Below are 16573 nucleotides of genomic sequence, written 5' to 3' on the forward strand. Positions count from 1 at the left end.
GAGTAAATCATTTTGATGATATTACTCACAGCTTGAAGTTTCTACAGGAACACTACGTCATGCTATCAACAATTATTAAATACCTATACCTAATAGCGCTTATTGCGCCTATGTCTATATTGGCTATGCCAATAACAATCATTGCACCGAACGAGACTTTCACACTCGATGTTGAGCCAAGTGACAGCATTGATACGGTAAAAGGCCTTGTTGAGCAGCAGACGAGTATCGAGCAAGCTCGGCAAATTATCACCTTTAATGGTCAAACATTAGAAAATGGTCGGTCATTGTCTGATTATAATGTGCAAAAAAATTCAACACTAAATGTAACTAAATCGAATGCAGCACCTAGCTTTAGTGCTAATAGTCCTTGGCAGCAAGTAGGTTCAATTCCTTCGTCAGTGGGTGACTCGAAAAATTTAAATATTACTGTAGATAACAACAATATCCCTTACATTATTTTCAGAAATGGTCATCATCAGGCGGTTGTTTATAAGTTTAGCGATACAAACACGTGGGAATTAGTAGGAGGAAGTGCGCTTTCAACAGACTCAGCCTCTAACACCGATATAGCGTTTGATACGAATAACCATTTATACGCTGCATTCATTTCGGGCACGAGTGTTTCGAAGAAAGTTGTGGTTAAAGAGCTGGTAAATGGTAGTTGGAATGAACTTGGTTCTGATCAAATAACAGGCTCAAACCTAAATCATATTGACTTGAAAACAGATAAGAATGGCGTGCTATATCTTGCTTATGGTAATTCTTACTCTTATGTAAAAAAATGGGATGGCACGAACTGGGTTTGTGTAGGCTCTCAGGCTAGTGGTGGGCGTTCAGAAAGCCCTGAAATAGCATTTAACTCAAAGAATGAGTTACATATAGTATCTCGAATAACAGAGCGTATTCCTGCCTTTGTAGAAGTTAGAAAATTTGATGGTACCTATTGGAAAAGTCTAAGCTCAACAGGTTTAAGTGGTCTATCAGGTGGTTATCCTCAAATTGCATTTGATAGTCAAGACACCGCTTACGTCTCACTTATTAATTCAACGTCATATCAGGGCCCAGTTAAGGTACTTAAACTTGTCAATGATAGCTGGTCTGAAGTGGGGGATACCTCAACCTTTTCGGCAATTAGAATTTTGAATCTGTTAATAGATTCGAACGATAAACTTTTAATTGCGTTTAGTGAACAAGCGACTAACGGGAGAGGGCAATTATATATTTATGAAAGCAATAAATGGAGTTCGTTAGGTCAAGTTGCACCTGCAGACAAAGCGTTTTATTACGGTATTAAAATGAGAGCTGCACTCGATAGTGCTAATACGTTTTATGCAATTGATGCAATGACTGAGGTTGATTCTCCGTTCGTTGTTAAAAAAACATATTCTGCTTTTGAAAACTACAATAAAAATATTTCAGAAGGCGCTACAGGCGAAACCTTACTTAATAATGTGAGTATTGCAGATCCTGATAATGATGAGGTCACATTAACTGTAACACTCTCAGATACACAGTTTGGCTCGTTGTCTGGCACAGCAAGCGGTTCAGCATCAATTAGTTATGATGAAGCTACGGGTATCTTAACACTCTCTGGAAATCTAACTGATGTTAATGCGTCAATTGCAAGTATTGTATTTAATGGTTCTACAAATGGAGCTGGGAATTTTACAATTAGCTTTTCTGTAACCGATGGTACGGCCTCAAGTTCAATTATCGTTGGCAACTACTCTGTTAAAGAAATTAATGACCCACCTTCAGTTAGTATAAATACAGGACTTTCAATTAATGAAGGCGATTCAAAAGTTATTACTAATAGTATGTTATCTGCAAAAGATAGTGATGACTCTGGGACAGGGTTAACATATACGCTTAAATCAGTACCTACGAATGGTAGTTTGTTTGTCGATGCTAATAATAATGGTAGTTTAGACTCAGGTGAAAAGCTTGCTGTGAATGGCACGTTTACCCAGCAAACACTTGATGATTCAAAGCTTTATTATAAGCACAATGGCACTGAAACAAACTCTGATAGCTTTACATTTGATCTTGCAGATGGCGGTGAAGATGGTGTTGAAGCTGTTACAAATCAAAATTTTACTATTACTGTTTCATTAACGAATGATGCGCCAGTGATGGTCACTAAACCAAAATGGGGTTTTGCGGGTAATACAGGTTTTTCTATAGCGGCTTCCTTTTATGTTAGCCTTGAGTTAGATAGTCATGACATTCCCTATGTGGTTTTTTCAGACAAGTTCAATAACAGAAACGTATTATCAGGAATTAAATTAGAGGGTGATTCTTGGCAATATGTAGGGCCTGAACGTTTCCATACTGGAATTACTAGTGGATTAAAAATGGCGATAGACAGTCACAATGTCCCGCATATTATCTTTAGTGATATATCACTTGGTGGTAAAGCCGTCGTCCAAAAGTTTATCAACGGAAGTTGGCAAACCATAGGTGGGGCACCAGTCAATTTAGGCGAAGTGGCTTATACATCAATCGCAATTGATAGTGCAGACAACTTATATGTTGCTTATCAAGATAGTAGTTATTTTAACAAAGCAATTGTTAAAAAGTGGGATGGTACAAATTGGCTGACTGTCGGTGGAACGAATGTTACGCCTAGCGATGCAAGGTTTATCTCACTTGCATTTGATGACAGTGACACACTTTTCCTTGCATATGTTGATAAAAGAAACGACAAGTGGTTCGGCAATGTTAAAAAATTTGTGAATGATAGTTGGGTGCCTGTTGGTCCTGTCGATTCCCTTGAAAATGTCTATAGCTCTAACTTTGCTTTAAATAATAATACGCCTTACTTTGTAAATGCTAATTCGTCTGAAATTTTTGTAAGAAAATTCGATGGCACAGATTGGGTTTTAGTAGGAGAACAAGGTTTTTCTGCAGAAAATAAATATACACCCGATATTGAGTTTGATAGTAACAATAGGCCTCATGTCGCTTATACGAATAGAACTTATACGAATGGAACTGAGGGCTTTGAGGTGAGGGTGACGAGTTTTGATGGCACAAGCTGGCATACAGTATCTCCCCTAGGTGTAAGATCAGGTAAAGCTTATCAGTATGGATTCGCGATTGCGAGTGACGACAGCTTGTACATTTCTTTTAATGATTCTGCTGATGATTATAAGGCTTCGGTTTTGAAATCCAGCCGAGCAGTATTTGATAGTTATGCGCTTTCTGTTGCAGAAGACAGTGACGCAAGCTTACTATTTGATAATTATCAAATCACCGATGAAGAAGGTGATGATGTTACCCTGACAATTACACTTGCAAATAACACATCTGGCTTGCTAGCAGGCACAGCAAGTGGCAGTGCCGTCGTTAAGTACGATAATGAAAGTGCTACATTAACACTTAGTGGATCGTTAACAGATGTCACCGCTTCGCTAGCAAGTTTATCATTTAAACCAGCGGCTAATTTCTCGGGCTCACTGGGTATTACATTTAACTTAACGGATGGCAACAGTAGTATACCGCCAGTGAATGGCACGATTACAGTCACTAGCGTAAATGATGTGCCCCGTATCACATCTTCAGCTCCGGTTTGGGCAACTGAAGACACTGAATATTTATACTCAGTTAAGGCAAGTGATGCGGATATAGGTGATACCCTCACATTTAGCGCCATTGGTTTACCTAGCTGGCTAACAATTGATTCAAAAACTGGCGTTTTATCAGGCACACCAACAAATGATGATGTTGGCACGCGTTATATTGCCGTTGTTGTAACAGATGCTTTAAATGCATCGGACAGACAGGATTTTGTTATTAATGTTGCTAATGTTAATGATAAACCAACTATCACATCTACTCCTGTCGCAACAGCAACAGAGGGCGAGCTCTATAGTTATAAGTTTACTGCAGTAGATGTTGATCCTGGTGATTCGCTCACATACTCAGGTTTAAATCTGCCTTCTTGGTTAACCTTTAATAGTGTCAGCCAAGTCTTAAGTGGTACTCCCACAAACGAAAATGTTGGGAAACATGCGATTACCTTGCTTGCTGTTGATTCAAAGAATGAAGCAAGTACTCAGAAATTTACGTTGACGGTAATGAACGTAAATGATGCACCTGTCATTTCTTCTACACCTATCACAACGGCAACTGAAGACACTGTCTATAGTTACTCAATAAATGCAACAGATGTAGATAAAGACGATACGCTGACATATACCGCGACAACATTACCTAGTTGGTTAAACTTAAACTCATCAACCGGTTTGATTTCAGGTACACCAAGCAATGATGATGTTGGTACGCATTCGGTTAACTTAACTGCCACTGATAGTGCGAAAGCATTCGATTCTCAGATATTTACTATTACTGTTGAGAACGTTAATGATGCACCTGTGATTTCATCTACGCCTATTACAACTGCGACTGAAGATGAGTTATACAGTTATATCGTTTCTGCAACTGATGAAGATGCTGATGATAGTCTTTCTTATACTGCCCTTGGTATGCCTAAGTGGTTAACCTTTGACGATACTACGCTTACCTTAAGCGGCACACCTACTAATGATGATGTCGGCACGTATAACATTACGCTTGTTGTCACTGATGCAAGTAAAGAGGAAGCGAGACAGATATTTACGCTAACTGTTACTAATGTGAATGATGTACCAGATGCTCATGATGACACAGCAAGCGTTGATGAAGATAACAGTGTTGCTATTAATATTTTAGAAAACGATTCAGATGTTGATAATGATTTAAATCCTGCCAGTGTTAGAGTGGTAACAGCGCCGGCGCTTGGTAAAACGAGCTTAAATACTGCGAATGGGGTTATTACCTATACGCCGAATGAAAATGTTAATGGCTCTGATTCTTTCACTTATACCGTTGATGACTTAGAAAATGGGCGCTCAGCTATTGCAACAGTGTCAATTACCATCAATCCGGTTAATGATGCACCAATTGCTAAGATTGATACGGCCATAACTGAAGAAGACATGGCAATTGAAATCGATGTCGCTCTAAACGATTCTGATATTGATGAAGGAGATTCACTTGATTTATCTCGTTTAGAGGTCGTCACTGCGCCAGAAAACGGTAAAGCGAGTGTACAAAACGAGCGTATTCTCTATACCCCAAACGCGGATTTTAATGGCAGTGATACATTTACATACCGTGTGACTGATAAAGTTGGAGCTATGTCTAATCAAGCGAGCGTGATAATTACTGTAGGTGAAGTAAATGATGCTCCAATAGCAGCGAACGATGTAGGCGAGCTTGATGAAGATACCTCAATTGAGTTATCAATTTTAGACAATGACCTTGATGTTGATAGCGATTTAACAATTGATAATGTGACTATTACCCAAGCACCAGCAAACGGCATAGTTAGCGTTAATAGCGCATTAGGAACCATTAGTTATAAACCAAACGCTGATTTCTTTGGCAGCGATAGCTTTACTTATAGCGTCAAAGATGATCAGTCATTAATTTCAAATATCGCCGTTGTGAAATTAACTATAAATAGTGTGAATGATGCACCAGTGGCGAACAATGATGTTGCTCAATTACTCGAAGATACAGCCCATAGCATTAATGTACTGGGTAACGACTTAGATGTAGATGGTTCGCTTGATAAAACAAGCCTTGAGGTTGTTACTGAGCCAGAGTTCGGTAGTACGCAAATTGTAAACGGTATGATCAGCTACACGCCTAATGCTAATAGTAATGGCGTAGATAGCTTTAGTTATCGTGTTAAGGATGACTTGGGTGTTTGGTCAAATAATGCAAATGTCTCCATCACAGTAACAGCTGTGAATGATGCACCGCTGGCAAATAATGATGCAATACAAATTGATGAAGATGAGAGCATTCTTATAGATTTGACAGGTAATGATTCTGATGTCGATGGTAGCATTGACGAGAATTCAGTTAAGATAGTTACCGAACCTGCATTTGGTAACGTTATCAATAATATAGATGGTAGTGTTACTTATACGCCAGCAAATAATTACGTTGGCTTTGATACCTTTACTTACTCAGTACTTGATAACGAAGGTGCTAAATCCAATATTGCTTCAGTGACTATTACCATCTTGTCTGTAAATGATGCGCCTGTTATTGAATCGGCAGCGTTAACTTCTGCGACACAAGATGAGTTTTATAGTTATACATTAGTTATCAATGATGTAGACAGTGCTGATAGCTATAAGTTGAGCGCCCCAGAACTGCCAGGTTGGCTTAATTTTAATCTTGCAACAGGTGAGCTAAGTGGTACACCCACTAATGATGATGTGGGTACTCATGCTGTTACTTTATTAGTAATTGATGCCGAAGGGTTAACTGATACACAAACCTTTGTTATCACAGTTGCCGATGTTAACGATGAAGCAACCGGTGGTATTAGTATCAGTGGCGAGGCTAAACAAGGTCAAACCTTGCGTGTTGAGTCAACCATTGAAGACCCTGATGGCGTGGGTGAATTTACTTATCAATGGATGCGCAATGGGGTATTAATTTCAGGTGCAACACTATCGGAGTACATGCTAACCGATGCTGATATCGGCGCGACGATAACGGTTGTAGTAACCTATGTTGATGGCAACGGTAATACTGAGACCTTTACATCGGGTGCAACCAGCCCTGTTATTATTGCAAACACTGCGCCTGTGGCTAACGGTGAACAACTTAGCACAAATGAAGACGAGAGCATCACCTTTACACTCAGTTATTTTGATGAAAATGGCGATGATCTGACATTCAACCTAGTGACACCGGTTAGTAATGGTACGTTAACGATGGATGCTAATAGTTTCACGTACCAGCCTAATGCTGACTTTTACGGTACTGACAGTTTTAGTTATCAAGTATCAGATGGAAAAGTAAGTTCAGAGCTTGCCACAGTTACTATCATAGTGAATCCAGTAAGTGATGCACCTATCTCTGTGCCGGATAGCTTTACGATTAATACTGACTTAAATGAGTTTGTGATTTTAGACGTGCTGGCAAATGATCGTGATGCTGATGGCGATGAGTTAACTATTCTCAATGCTACAGCCAGTGCAGGTGTTGTCCGGATTGTTGATAATAAGCTTGAGTATCTCGCACCTGTTGGAATGACTGGTGAAGTTGTAATCACTTATCAAATTAGAGATAGCAGTGGTGAAATAACCGAAGTTACTTTAGTTGTTTCGTTAGTCTCAACATCACAGAACATTACAATTACAGCGCCAGATGACAGAACAATTGCATCTGAGGGCTTATTCACAAAAGTAAACATGGGAACGGCGATTGCACTTGATTCTTTAGGTAACCCAGTGCGAGTAACAGCTAGCTCTAAAGGATTTTTTGCATCAGGTACCCATACCGTTGTGTGGACTGCTGGTGAAGGCAGTGACCAAGTTTCGGCAACACAGCTGATCCATGTTGTACCCCAAGTCAACTTTAGTAAAGACCAAACAGCTACAGAAGGGACAACAGTGACGATTAAAGCCATTCTCAATGGTGATGCAGTAAGTTACCCTGTTATTGTTCCATACTCAGTGTCAGGCGATGCAACACAAGGGCTTGACCATGATTTAGTCGATGGAGAGTTTGTCTTTAACGAAGGACAGCGAGAGGCGCAACTTATTGTAAATTTAGCACAAGATGAGTTTGAAGAAGGCAGCGAAACAGTCGTAGTTAGCCTGTCTGATCCACAAAGTGCTGTAATTGGTCCTTTAGGTACACATACATTGACTATTGCAGAGGGTAATGTCGCACCAAGCGTACAATTATTTGCAAGTCAAAACGGCCTTACTACACGAATAATAGATAAGCATGCCGGTGAAGTGACTATTAGTGCATTAGTGATCGATGCAAACTTAGCTGATACCCATAGTTATGATTGGAGTGTGTCGAGCGACAGTATTGTAGATATCGATCAGATTGACGATCAATTTAGCTTTGACCCTAGCAATGTGGAAAATGGTACTTATCAATTTACCATTGTTGCCAGTGATGGTGATAAAACAGGCTCAATGAAATTAGAATTAACAATTTTAGAGTCTGCACCTTTACTCACTTCAGAAGATACCGATTTTGACGGTATTAGTGATCTACAAGAAGGTTATGGTGACAGTGATAATGACGGTATTCCTGATTATATCGATTCAGTCTCTTTGGCGAAAAATGTGTTGCAAGAGAAGTTCAACGAAAGTGAGTTTTTCTTAATGGAAACAGAGCCAGGCTTGCAGCTTAGCCTAGGACATGTTGCCTTTGTTGCACATGGTACGCAAACGGGAATTACTGGGGAAGAAGTTGAGCAATTCGCAAGTAACAGTCAAAACAATGTTGTTGATGCAAGCTTTAACTATGAAAATGGTGTATTTGACTTCAATGTGACTGATATACCAGTGCCAGGGCAATCTGTGAGTATTGTTATGGCGCAATTTTCTCCGGTTCCGAGCAATGCGGTTTATCGCAAGTTGATGCCTACAGGTTGGACTGAGTTTGTCGTAGATAGTAAGAATAGTATCGCTTCAGCACCGGGTGTTGAAGGGTTCTGCCCACCACCTCGTGATGCACAATATGAAGAAGGCTTAAAAGAAGGCTACTGGTGTGTGCAATTGACTATCGAAGATGGTGGTCCTAATGATGCGGATGGACTAGTCAATCGCGCAATCGAAGACCCAAGTGGTTTAGCAACGTTAGCCGGCACAAATACTAAACCTGATGCGCAAAACGATACAGTTGTGGTTAAACGTAATACTGCTGCTTATCTTGATGTGTTATCAAATGATAGTGATGCTGATGGCGACTCATTGACATTAACATCTGCCTCAGTTGATATTGGCCAAGTTAGTATCGCTAATAATCAATTGTATTTCACTCCACAAGCAGAGCATCTAGGAACGGCAAGCATTACCTATGCAATCTCTGATGGTCAAGGTGGTTCAAGCTACGCTAAGGTAAATGTTGATGTTGTTGAAAATAAAGCACCAAGTATTTCTCTCATCGTGGATGTAAGCACTGAGGATCAAAACCCAGTAACTGTAGACGTTTTAGCAAATGTGTCAGATGAAGATAATAATTCATTCATTATTATTTTCGCATCGGCAAATAATGGTACGGTCATTATCAATGCTGATAACACCTTAACCTATACACCAAACGTTGGTTTTGAAGGGATCGATACGGTGATATTTACAGTATCAGACGGTGATGGTGGTACTGTTGAGGGGCAATTTAATGTTTTAGTGAACTCTAAAAAACGGGTAACTGTTGAGAGTAAAACACGTGGAGGTTCATTGCCTCTAGGTTTAATTGTTTATCTCTTCTTCTATACGCTTTATAGACGTTACTCGCAAAAAGTACGCCGTTAAAAAATAAAAAAGCCAAGCATTAGCTTGGCTTTTTTCATCTCTTTGATGAGATTAAGGCTGATAGTAAATCGGTGATTCAGGGCCAACAGGGAAGCCCAGTACAAATACCCATAAGTAGAATAACGCCACCCAACCAACAAAGAAGATCATACTGTACGGAAGCATGGTCGCAACCAATGTGCCAATTCCCATGTCTTTCTTATACTTAGTTGCAACAGCCAGTATCAAGCCAAAATAGCTCATCATTGGTGTAATAAGGTTAGTAACCGAGTCACCAATTCGATACGCCGCTTGAATAGTTTCTGGCGCGTAGCCAATTAGCATTAACATTGGCACGAAGATAGGTGCAGTTACAGCCCACTGCGCTGAAGAAGATCCCAAACTTAAGTTTACCAATGCACACATTAAAATGAATAGCACGAATACTTCTGGACCTGTTAGGTTTAGAGCTTGTAACAGAGCAGCGCCGTTAATCGCTAAAATTGTGCCTAGGTTAGTCCATTTAAAAAAGGCAACGAACTGCGCGGCAAAGAAAACCAGCACAATGTACATCCCCATCGAGCTCATGCTTTTACTCATGGCATCGATGACATCTTTATCGTTTTTCATAGTGCCAACAACACGGCCGTAAACAAAACCCGGAATACCGAAAGTAACAAAGATGAATACCACAATGCCTTTTAAAAATGGCGAGTGTGCAACAAGGCCTGTTTCTGGATTACGCAAAATGCCGTCTTCAGGAACAATTGTCCATGCAAGTAATAATGAAACCACTAACAGTGAAACACCCGCCCACTTAAGGCCTGACTTTTCTTTATCGGTTAAACCTGCAATGTCATTTTTTGGCAAATCATTACTTGCTTCATCAGGGTTGTACTTACCAAGGCGTGGCTCGACGATTTTTTCAGTAACGAAAGTGCCTAAAATAGCAATTAAAAATACTGAGATCATCATGAAATACCAGTTTGCTTCAGCGCCAACTTGGTAATTTGGATCAATCATTTGTGCTGCAGGTGTAGTAATACCAGCAAGAAGAGGGTCAATGGTGCCTAGCAATAGGTTGGCACTGTAACCACCTGAAACACCTGCAAATGCCGCAGCAAGGCCCGCAAGTGGGTGGCGACCAAGGCTGTGGAATATCATGGCTGCTAGTGGAATCAGTACGACATAACCAAGCTCTGATGCTGTATTTGATAAAATCGCAGCAAATACCACCATGAAAGTAACTAGGCGTTTAGATGCGCCCATTACCATACCTCGCATAGCTGCAGAAAGTAAACCTGAGTGCTCTGCAACACTCACACCTAATAAAGCAACCAATACTGTACCAAGTGGTGCAAAGCTCGTGAAGTTTGTAACAAGGCCAGTGACGATACGCTGCAGGCCTTCGGCACTGAGCAGGCTGACAACTTCAATAACACCATCGGGGTCGCGTCCAGCAGCGCCTTCTGGGCGTGGGTCGATGGCACTTAAACCATACCAATCGGCAATGCCACTAAATACAATAATGGCAACACAAAACATTGCAAATAATGTGATTGGGTGGGGGAGCATATTACCCAAAAATTCAACGGTGGCTAAAAATCGGTTAAACAACCCATTATTGCCACCCTCATGGGTGTTGTGAGAGTTTATAGTTTTTGACATGTCCAGTTCTCGTTATTTCAAAATGGCGCTAACCTAGCATTTTTTACCGGACAGATCATGTTTTAGCGGTGGGAAATCTAATAGGTACGTTCCAATACGCCCTTGTATAGCAAGGGATAGCGGCGCAAACGCTTACCAATGTAATCATCGGCTAAAATTTGCGCACAGATTTGCTCTACATCATTCGTTGCTTCAAACACCCAATCAAAACGCTCAATAGCAAGTAAAAAACCTCGTTTAAGAAACTGTTGCTCACGATAATAGCTAAGATTGTCGCGAATAATATCTAGCTTACTTGGGTCATTTTTTAATTCATTAATAACCTGATTGATAAATGCAACTTGCTGCTTGGATTCAGCTTTTACCCGTCGTTTCATTACTTATTTATAGTTCCTGCTCTGCGATATAAAGCACTTTCTTCATAAAGTCTTCTTTGTTTTTTTCGTGTTGATAGTCAAGGTGATAGGTATTATGAAAACCAAAGCGAAGTAATACACCACTGCCTTTTAGATAGACTGTATATCCATCGATATCAGAAAAAGCGCAAATACCTTCGTAAAGCTTTCCATCTTCATGGTCTTCACCATGTTGAATGATTTTTTCATACACAGATAGAATTAATTTACCGTCTAGTTCATTTTTCATGATGACTCCTTTTTAATGTAGTACGTTTCATATCTATAAAAAGTTTAGTGCTATTTTTAATGTTTTGAGTGTTTCTATGGCTTAGTTTGCGATAAATCATTAAATCTGCATTTAGCCAGCAGATGTCGAAAATTTACAATATTTTGTCTTACCTTAAACTTAAAATTGGTTTTATTTGAGGGACGCACAATGAGTTATAAATTAATACTACTGATACTACTAACAGGCTTGTTGCTTGTAAGCCAAAGCATATCAGCAAATACAGCCCCCCTTGTTTTAGAAAATGAAACAGGGAAAATAGTCAAACTTGAAAGCTACTTAGGCAAAAAACCAGTTTACTTAAAGTTTTGGGCTACTTGGTGCAAGCCATGTATGGAGCAGATGCCGCATTTTCAGCATGCTTACGAACAGTATGGCGATAAAATTCAATTTGTAGCAATTAATATCGACCTCAATGATGATGCACACGCTGTTGCTAAGGTTAAAGAGCGTTTTTCACTTAGCATGCCATTATTTACCGATCATACAGGCCGGGTTGCTAAACATTATGAATTTATGGGCACCCCTTTTCATGTGTTAATTGATAGCGATGAAAAGGTTATTTTTCAAGGCCACGAAGCTGATAAACCGCTTGATAACACGTTACGTTTGTTGTCACACAATGGCAAAGTTGAAAAAGCGCGATTACTAGGTGAAAAGCAAGGTAAAGCGGCTCCTTTGGTTATTCCGAATAAAGGCAAAAAAGCAGTGCTATTCACCGCAACATGGTGCGACTGGTACTTAGCTGACACTCGTCCTGCAATGGCAAAGCAGTGTGAATTAGCGCAGCAACATGTTAATCAGTTGGCAAAGCAAGGAATTGATGTCGAGGTTAAAGTGAGTCAGTTATGGACAGATCAAAGTGCAGTGCAAGAATATGTTGATAAATTCTCTGTAACCATGCCAGTTTCAATCGATTATGGAAATGAGTTATTTATCGAAAATGGCATTAATTCGGTACCAAGTTTACTTCTTTACAACGATGGAAAAATAGTCTCAACACAGGCTAAATTTTAATAAAAACCGTGTGATTTTGCTTTGTAATTATGCAAATTTAGCCTATGCTCAAGGCTCATTACACAGTGAGCCTAGAGCATGATAGATAAGGCATTATTAGCAAAAACACGCGAGTTATCTGACCGATTAATCGCACTGCAAACACCCATTCGTATCCTTGATGCGATCAACTGGGATAAACAAATCAAAGAAGAGTTTTTTAAGCATAAATGCCAGAAAAACCCAACAGTTGATCAAGCATATTACCAACAGCGTGACCTTGGTTTTGTACCAAGCGAACTGCGCCGTGCGTTTTCTGATTTAAATCGCGATATCATCAGCCAATTAGGGCAACTGAACCCGATTGCGCAATACATGAGCAAGATGTGTACTGAATATAAAACCGTACTTAGTATGATTGAGTATCGTGGTACCCCTGAATTTCATGATCTGTCTGTAGAGCTGTTCGGTCATCCTAAAGATTTATTCCATGCTGGAGAGCCGTCACTTTCAGAGCTTGCAACTATGCTTGAGCAGCCACTAAAGAGTATGCTTGATGCCGATATTTTACCGGATGATCCAAAAAATATCGATGCAGAAGATGCGGTGAAAATTCTAGCAGCTCAAGTGTCTCAAACGATGCCAGGCATTGATGTTGAGGTCATTCTGAGTGATGGTATCGTCAGTGATGCCGCAGCTGGTGCAAATAATATTAAACTTAATCAAGATGTTAAGTTCTCTCAGCGTGAGCTTGATATTCTTGAAGTGCATGAAGGCTGGATCCATGTGGGTACGACGCAAAACGGTCTTGCTCAGCCATATTTAACCTGTTTAAGTAAAGGCACACCGAGCTCTACCGTCACCCAAGAAGGCCTTGCGGTGTTGACCGAAATTATTACCTTAAAGTCGACGCCACGACGTTTAGCAAAGTTAGTTAATCGTATTCAAGGTATTACCAAGGTCATTGATGGCGCTGAGTTCGTTGATATTTATCGTGACTATGTAGCGCAAGGTTTGAGTAAAGACGACAGCTATACACTCACACAACGAGTGTTTAGAGGCAGTACAGCAACAGGCTTACCTTTTACCAAAGATATCGCCTATATCAAAGGTTTCGTGTTGGTGTATAACCTTATACGAGTTGCCATTCAGTTAGGTCGAATTGATCAATTGCACTTGTTATTGGTTGGTAAAATTTCAATTGATGATTTCAGACTGATATCACAATTACATGATTTAGGTGTGATTGAAGACCCTAAGTTTATTCCGCCACACTTTAAAGACTTACGAGGCCTAGCAACATGGCTAAGCTTTGGCCGTTTTATTGGTAACTTGTCGTTTGAGCAATTAGAAAACGATTACAAACCACTCTTTATTTAAGACCCAACCGCAATAATACTTAATTAAGCGAATTGGTATAAAAAAATGCAGCTGGAATGAGCAGCTGCATTTTAAGAGTTAAAGCATGTTGCCTTACATGCTTTTAGTCGAGGAAACGATTAACCGGTGAGTGCGTCAACCTGCACTACATCATTCAGTACGATAACTTCTGCACGTTTGAAGAAGTTAAAATCTGTTGCGGTTGCTAATGTGTAAGCACCCATCATACGGCTGATGATTAAATCACCATTGTTTAATTTTGGTAGCATGATTGACTCACTCACTACGTCGATGCTATCGCAAGTTGGGCCTGCTAATACTGACTCTACGCGATCGCTTGATTGCTTTAACGAGTCGATAGGGTATGAGGCTTCATCGAACAATAAACCACTAAATGAGCCGTAAATACCATCATCCAAGTAATACCAAGGTTTGCCATCACGTACCGCTTGACCCATTACTGATGCAACACTGGTTACAGCACTAGCGACAATAAAACGACCCGGTTCAGCAATCACGCGCACTGTCTCGGGTAACTGCGCTAAGGCATCATTAATCGGCGCACAAAATTCATCAATTGGCAGCACGTCTTTGTGATATGGCACTGGGAAACCACCGCCGATATCAAGCGTGCTAAGCGCAGGTAATCCTAATGCGGCTACATCGTTAATCACTTGGTTACATGCAGCAATGGCAGTGACATATTTAGTTGGACTCGCTGTTTGTGAACCAACATGGAACGACAGCCCTTTGATACGAATACCTAATTGTTGCGCGTAGCTAATGATTTCAATGGCCATTGCTGGGCTACAACCAAATTTTTTCGATAAATCAGCGAATGCTTCCGCATTACGAAAACTTAAGCGAACAAGTAACTCAACTTGGTCTTTGTATGCAATGAACTTTTCTAATTCATTGATGTTATCAACCACAAACACATTACAACCGTATTCAAGTGCATCACGGATATCACGATCACGTTTGATAGGGTGCGTGTGAATAGTACGATCACTTGGTACGCCTTGGCTGGCGACTAAGTCTACTTCACCGCTGGTTGCTAAATCAAAGCTGGCACCTTCCTCTAAAAGCGTACGAACAACCGCAGGATGAGGCAATGGCTTTAATGCAAAGTGTAAAACAACGCCAGGTAAAGCACGGCTTAATGCACGGTATTGATGACGAACAGATTCACAATCTAGCACCATTAATGGCGCGCCATGTTGTGCAACAAGTTGCTCAATAAATTGGTTTGATGGTTGTGCAATTGATTCATTTGCAGCAACCGACGCTGCAGGTACTTTGATTGTTAAGTCTTGTGTAAGGGTTGAAATAGCCATTTTACTCTCCGGCAATTAAGCAACTGCCCGGAAAAAAATGGAAGTCCGAGTCAGTTGAGTGTTATTAAGCGCACAGTATGTTCTGTGCAATCAAATACACTCTTGGATAGTTGCTCTATCGCCTTGCTACAAACAGTGTTTGTAATGTACTCGGATTGGCTATCATCAAGAAGCGGCGTGATAATAGATCTGCTTTTTTATTTGCGCAATAAAAAATTTCAAAAACAGAAATATATTTTTAACCTGTTGATTTTTAATTAATTATAACGATTTAAATTTTTGATACTCTAGAGAAACAGATTTTATTAAACGAAAAAAATCCCCAAAAAAGGGGATTTTTTAATTATTGGTTTAGCTAACAAGCCGTTACTTATCGAGCATTGGTGCTCTCAAAAATTTTGTCGGCAGATGCTGCTACAAAGCCTGTGTAAAGCTCGCCATCTGGTTTTGCATAACGTAGTGCGAACTCATAAAAACAGCTTGGTACAGCCATTTTGCCATCGCTGAATTCCACTTCGCTGTCATCAGCAAGGGTTGAAGATTGCTCAAGCAATACCTCAGGCGAACCTTTGATTTCGCCGCCTGATGTATTCAATGCAAACCCAGCATCTTTAAGTGCTTGGTTAACACTTTCGATATCATCGAATTTTGCTAATTCATTGATGCTCACAGTAAAGTGATTAGCACGGTAACCCCACGCCGACATCCACGCTGCATATTCGCTTTCTGCTAACAGCTTTTTGTAAGTGTCTGAACTTACTTGCCAGTGCGTTCCAGAGTAAAGGAAGTTATCAGCTGTTACTGCACTTTCGTCAATCTGATCAACCATGTCGTTCACAATAGCTTGTAATTCTTCTGAGCATTGCTCAACAAGTAATTCAGAGATAAAAACTTTAGGTTGTTTAGGATCTGAATGTTCAAAATGCTTAGCGTATAGTTTTTTCGCTTCGAAATGATACTCGCCGCATTCTTTGTAGCCAACAGCTAAAAAGTGCGCAGCTAGTTTTTCTAAACCGATTTTTTCGTGATTAAAAGTACGTAGAGCGATGTGATCGTTAATCACGTCATCTTTTTGTGTAGAGCCTAGTAGCTCGTGTACTTTTACCGCCGAAGGCGTAACTGATAAATAGTTTTCCCATAGATTTTCAAATAGGGCGTTTACATCTGTGTGCATGTTTAATT

Annotated in this window: 8 protein-coding genes; 3 read left to right on the forward strand and 5 right to left on the reverse strand. The window is 40.1% G+C overall.

Going from position 1 to position 16573, the window contains the following annotated elements:
• The first annotated feature begins 59 nt into the window (after window positions 1-59).
• Complete coding sequence (locus QL229_RS08555; RefSeq protein WP_138557732.1) at window positions 60-9347, forward strand: Ig-like domain-containing protein; 9288 nt, start codon at window positions 60-62, stop codon at window positions 9345-9347.
• 51 nt (window positions 9348-9398) lie between these two features.
• On the opposite strand, the gene QL229_RS08560 is transcribed toward QL229_RS08555, so the two are convergent.
• The 3 genes from QL229_RS08560 to QL229_RS08570 all read right to left on the reverse strand — a co-directional run bounded on the left by QL229_RS08560 (window position 9399) and on the right by QL229_RS08570 (window position 11639).
• A complete protein-coding gene (locus tag QL229_RS08560; protein ID WP_135926342.1) occupies window positions 9399-10994 on the reverse strand; it encodes an AbgT family transporter in 1596 nt (531 codons plus the stop codon).
• A gap of 77 nt (window positions 10995-11071) precedes the next feature.
• On the reverse strand, window positions 11072-11371 hold the full coding sequence (locus tag QL229_RS08565; RefSeq protein WP_138557731.1) for a hypothetical protein: 300 nt from the start codon (window positions 11369-11371) through the stop codon (window positions 11072-11074).
• A 7-nt stretch (window positions 11372-11378) separates the two neighbouring features.
• Window positions 11379-11639 (reverse strand): DUF3081 domain-containing protein, encoded by a 261-nt coding sequence (locus QL229_RS08570; RefSeq protein WP_135926344.1) that lies wholly within the window; start codon window positions 11637-11639, stop codon window positions 11379-11381.
• Window positions 11640-11828: 189 nt separating this feature from the next.
• Between QL229_RS08570 and QL229_RS08575 the strand changes: the two genes are divergently transcribed.
• The gene (locus tag QL229_RS08575; RefSeq protein WP_135926345.1) at window positions 11829-12695 is read left to right on the forward strand and encodes a redoxin domain-containing protein; all 867 of its coding nucleotides are present in this window, start codon (window positions 11829-11831) and stop codon (window positions 12693-12695) included.
• 78 nt (window positions 12696-12773) lie between these two features.
• Entirely contained in the window at window positions 12774-14054 is a 1281-nt protein-coding gene (locus tag QL229_RS08580) for a flavohemoglobin expression-modulating QEGLA motif protein (protein WP_135926346.1), read from the forward strand.
• Window positions 14055-14173: 119 nt separating this feature from the next.
• Here the strand turns inward: QL229_RS08580 and QL229_RS08585 are convergent, their stop codons facing one another.
• Window positions 14174-15391: a type III PLP-dependent enzyme gene (locus tag QL229_RS08585; protein ID WP_138557730.1), complete on the reverse strand. Its 1218-nt coding sequence runs from the start codon at window positions 15389-15391 to the stop codon at window positions 14174-14176.
• Between the two features lie 370 nt (window positions 15392-15761).
• The gene (locus QL229_RS08590; protein WP_135926348.1) at window positions 15762-16565 is read right to left on the reverse strand and encodes a DUF1338 domain-containing protein; all 804 of its coding nucleotides are present in this window, start codon (window positions 16563-16565) and stop codon (window positions 15762-15764) included.
• Window positions 16566-16573: the final 8 nt, after the last annotated feature.

Source organism: Pseudoalteromonas sp. PAR1 (assembly GCF_947311895.1).
Classification (GTDB): Bacteria; Pseudomonadota; Gammaproteobacteria; order Enterobacterales; family Alteromonadaceae; genus Pseudoalteromonas; species Pseudoalteromonas lipolytica_C.

What these genes read in the sequence shown, in the direction of transcription:
- QL229_RS08570 (WP_135926344.1), bottom strand. Translation starts at nt 11,639, where the DNA reads ATGAAAAATGAACTAGACGGTAAATTAATTCTATCTGTGTATGAAAAA.
- QL229_RS08590 (WP_135926348.1), bottom strand. Translation starts at nt 16,565, where the DNA reads ATGCACACAGATGTAAACGCCCTATTTGAAAATCTATGGGAAAACTAT.
- QL229_RS08580 (WP_135926346.1), top strand. Translation starts at nt 12,774, where the DNA reads ATGATAGATAAGGCATTATTAGCAAAAACACGCGAGTTATCTGACCGA.
- QL229_RS08565 (WP_138557731.1), bottom strand. Translation starts at nt 11,371, where the DNA reads ATGAAACGACGGGTAAAAGCTGAATCCAAGCAGCAAGTTGCATTTATC.
- QL229_RS08555 (WP_138557732.1), top strand. Translation starts at nt 60, where the DNA reads ATGCTATCAACAATTATTAAATACCTATACCTAATAGCGCTTATTGCG.
- QL229_RS08585 (WP_138557730.1), bottom strand. Translation starts at nt 15,391, where the DNA reads ATGGCTATTTCAACCCTTACACAAGACTTAACAATCAAAGTACCTGCA.
- QL229_RS08560 (WP_135926342.1), bottom strand. Translation starts at nt 10,994, where the DNA reads ATGTCAAAAACTATAAACTCTCACAACACCCATGAGGGTGGCAATAAT.
- QL229_RS08575 (WP_135926345.1), top strand. Translation starts at nt 11,829, where the DNA reads ATGAGTTATAAATTAATACTACTGATACTACTAACAGGCTTGTTGCTT.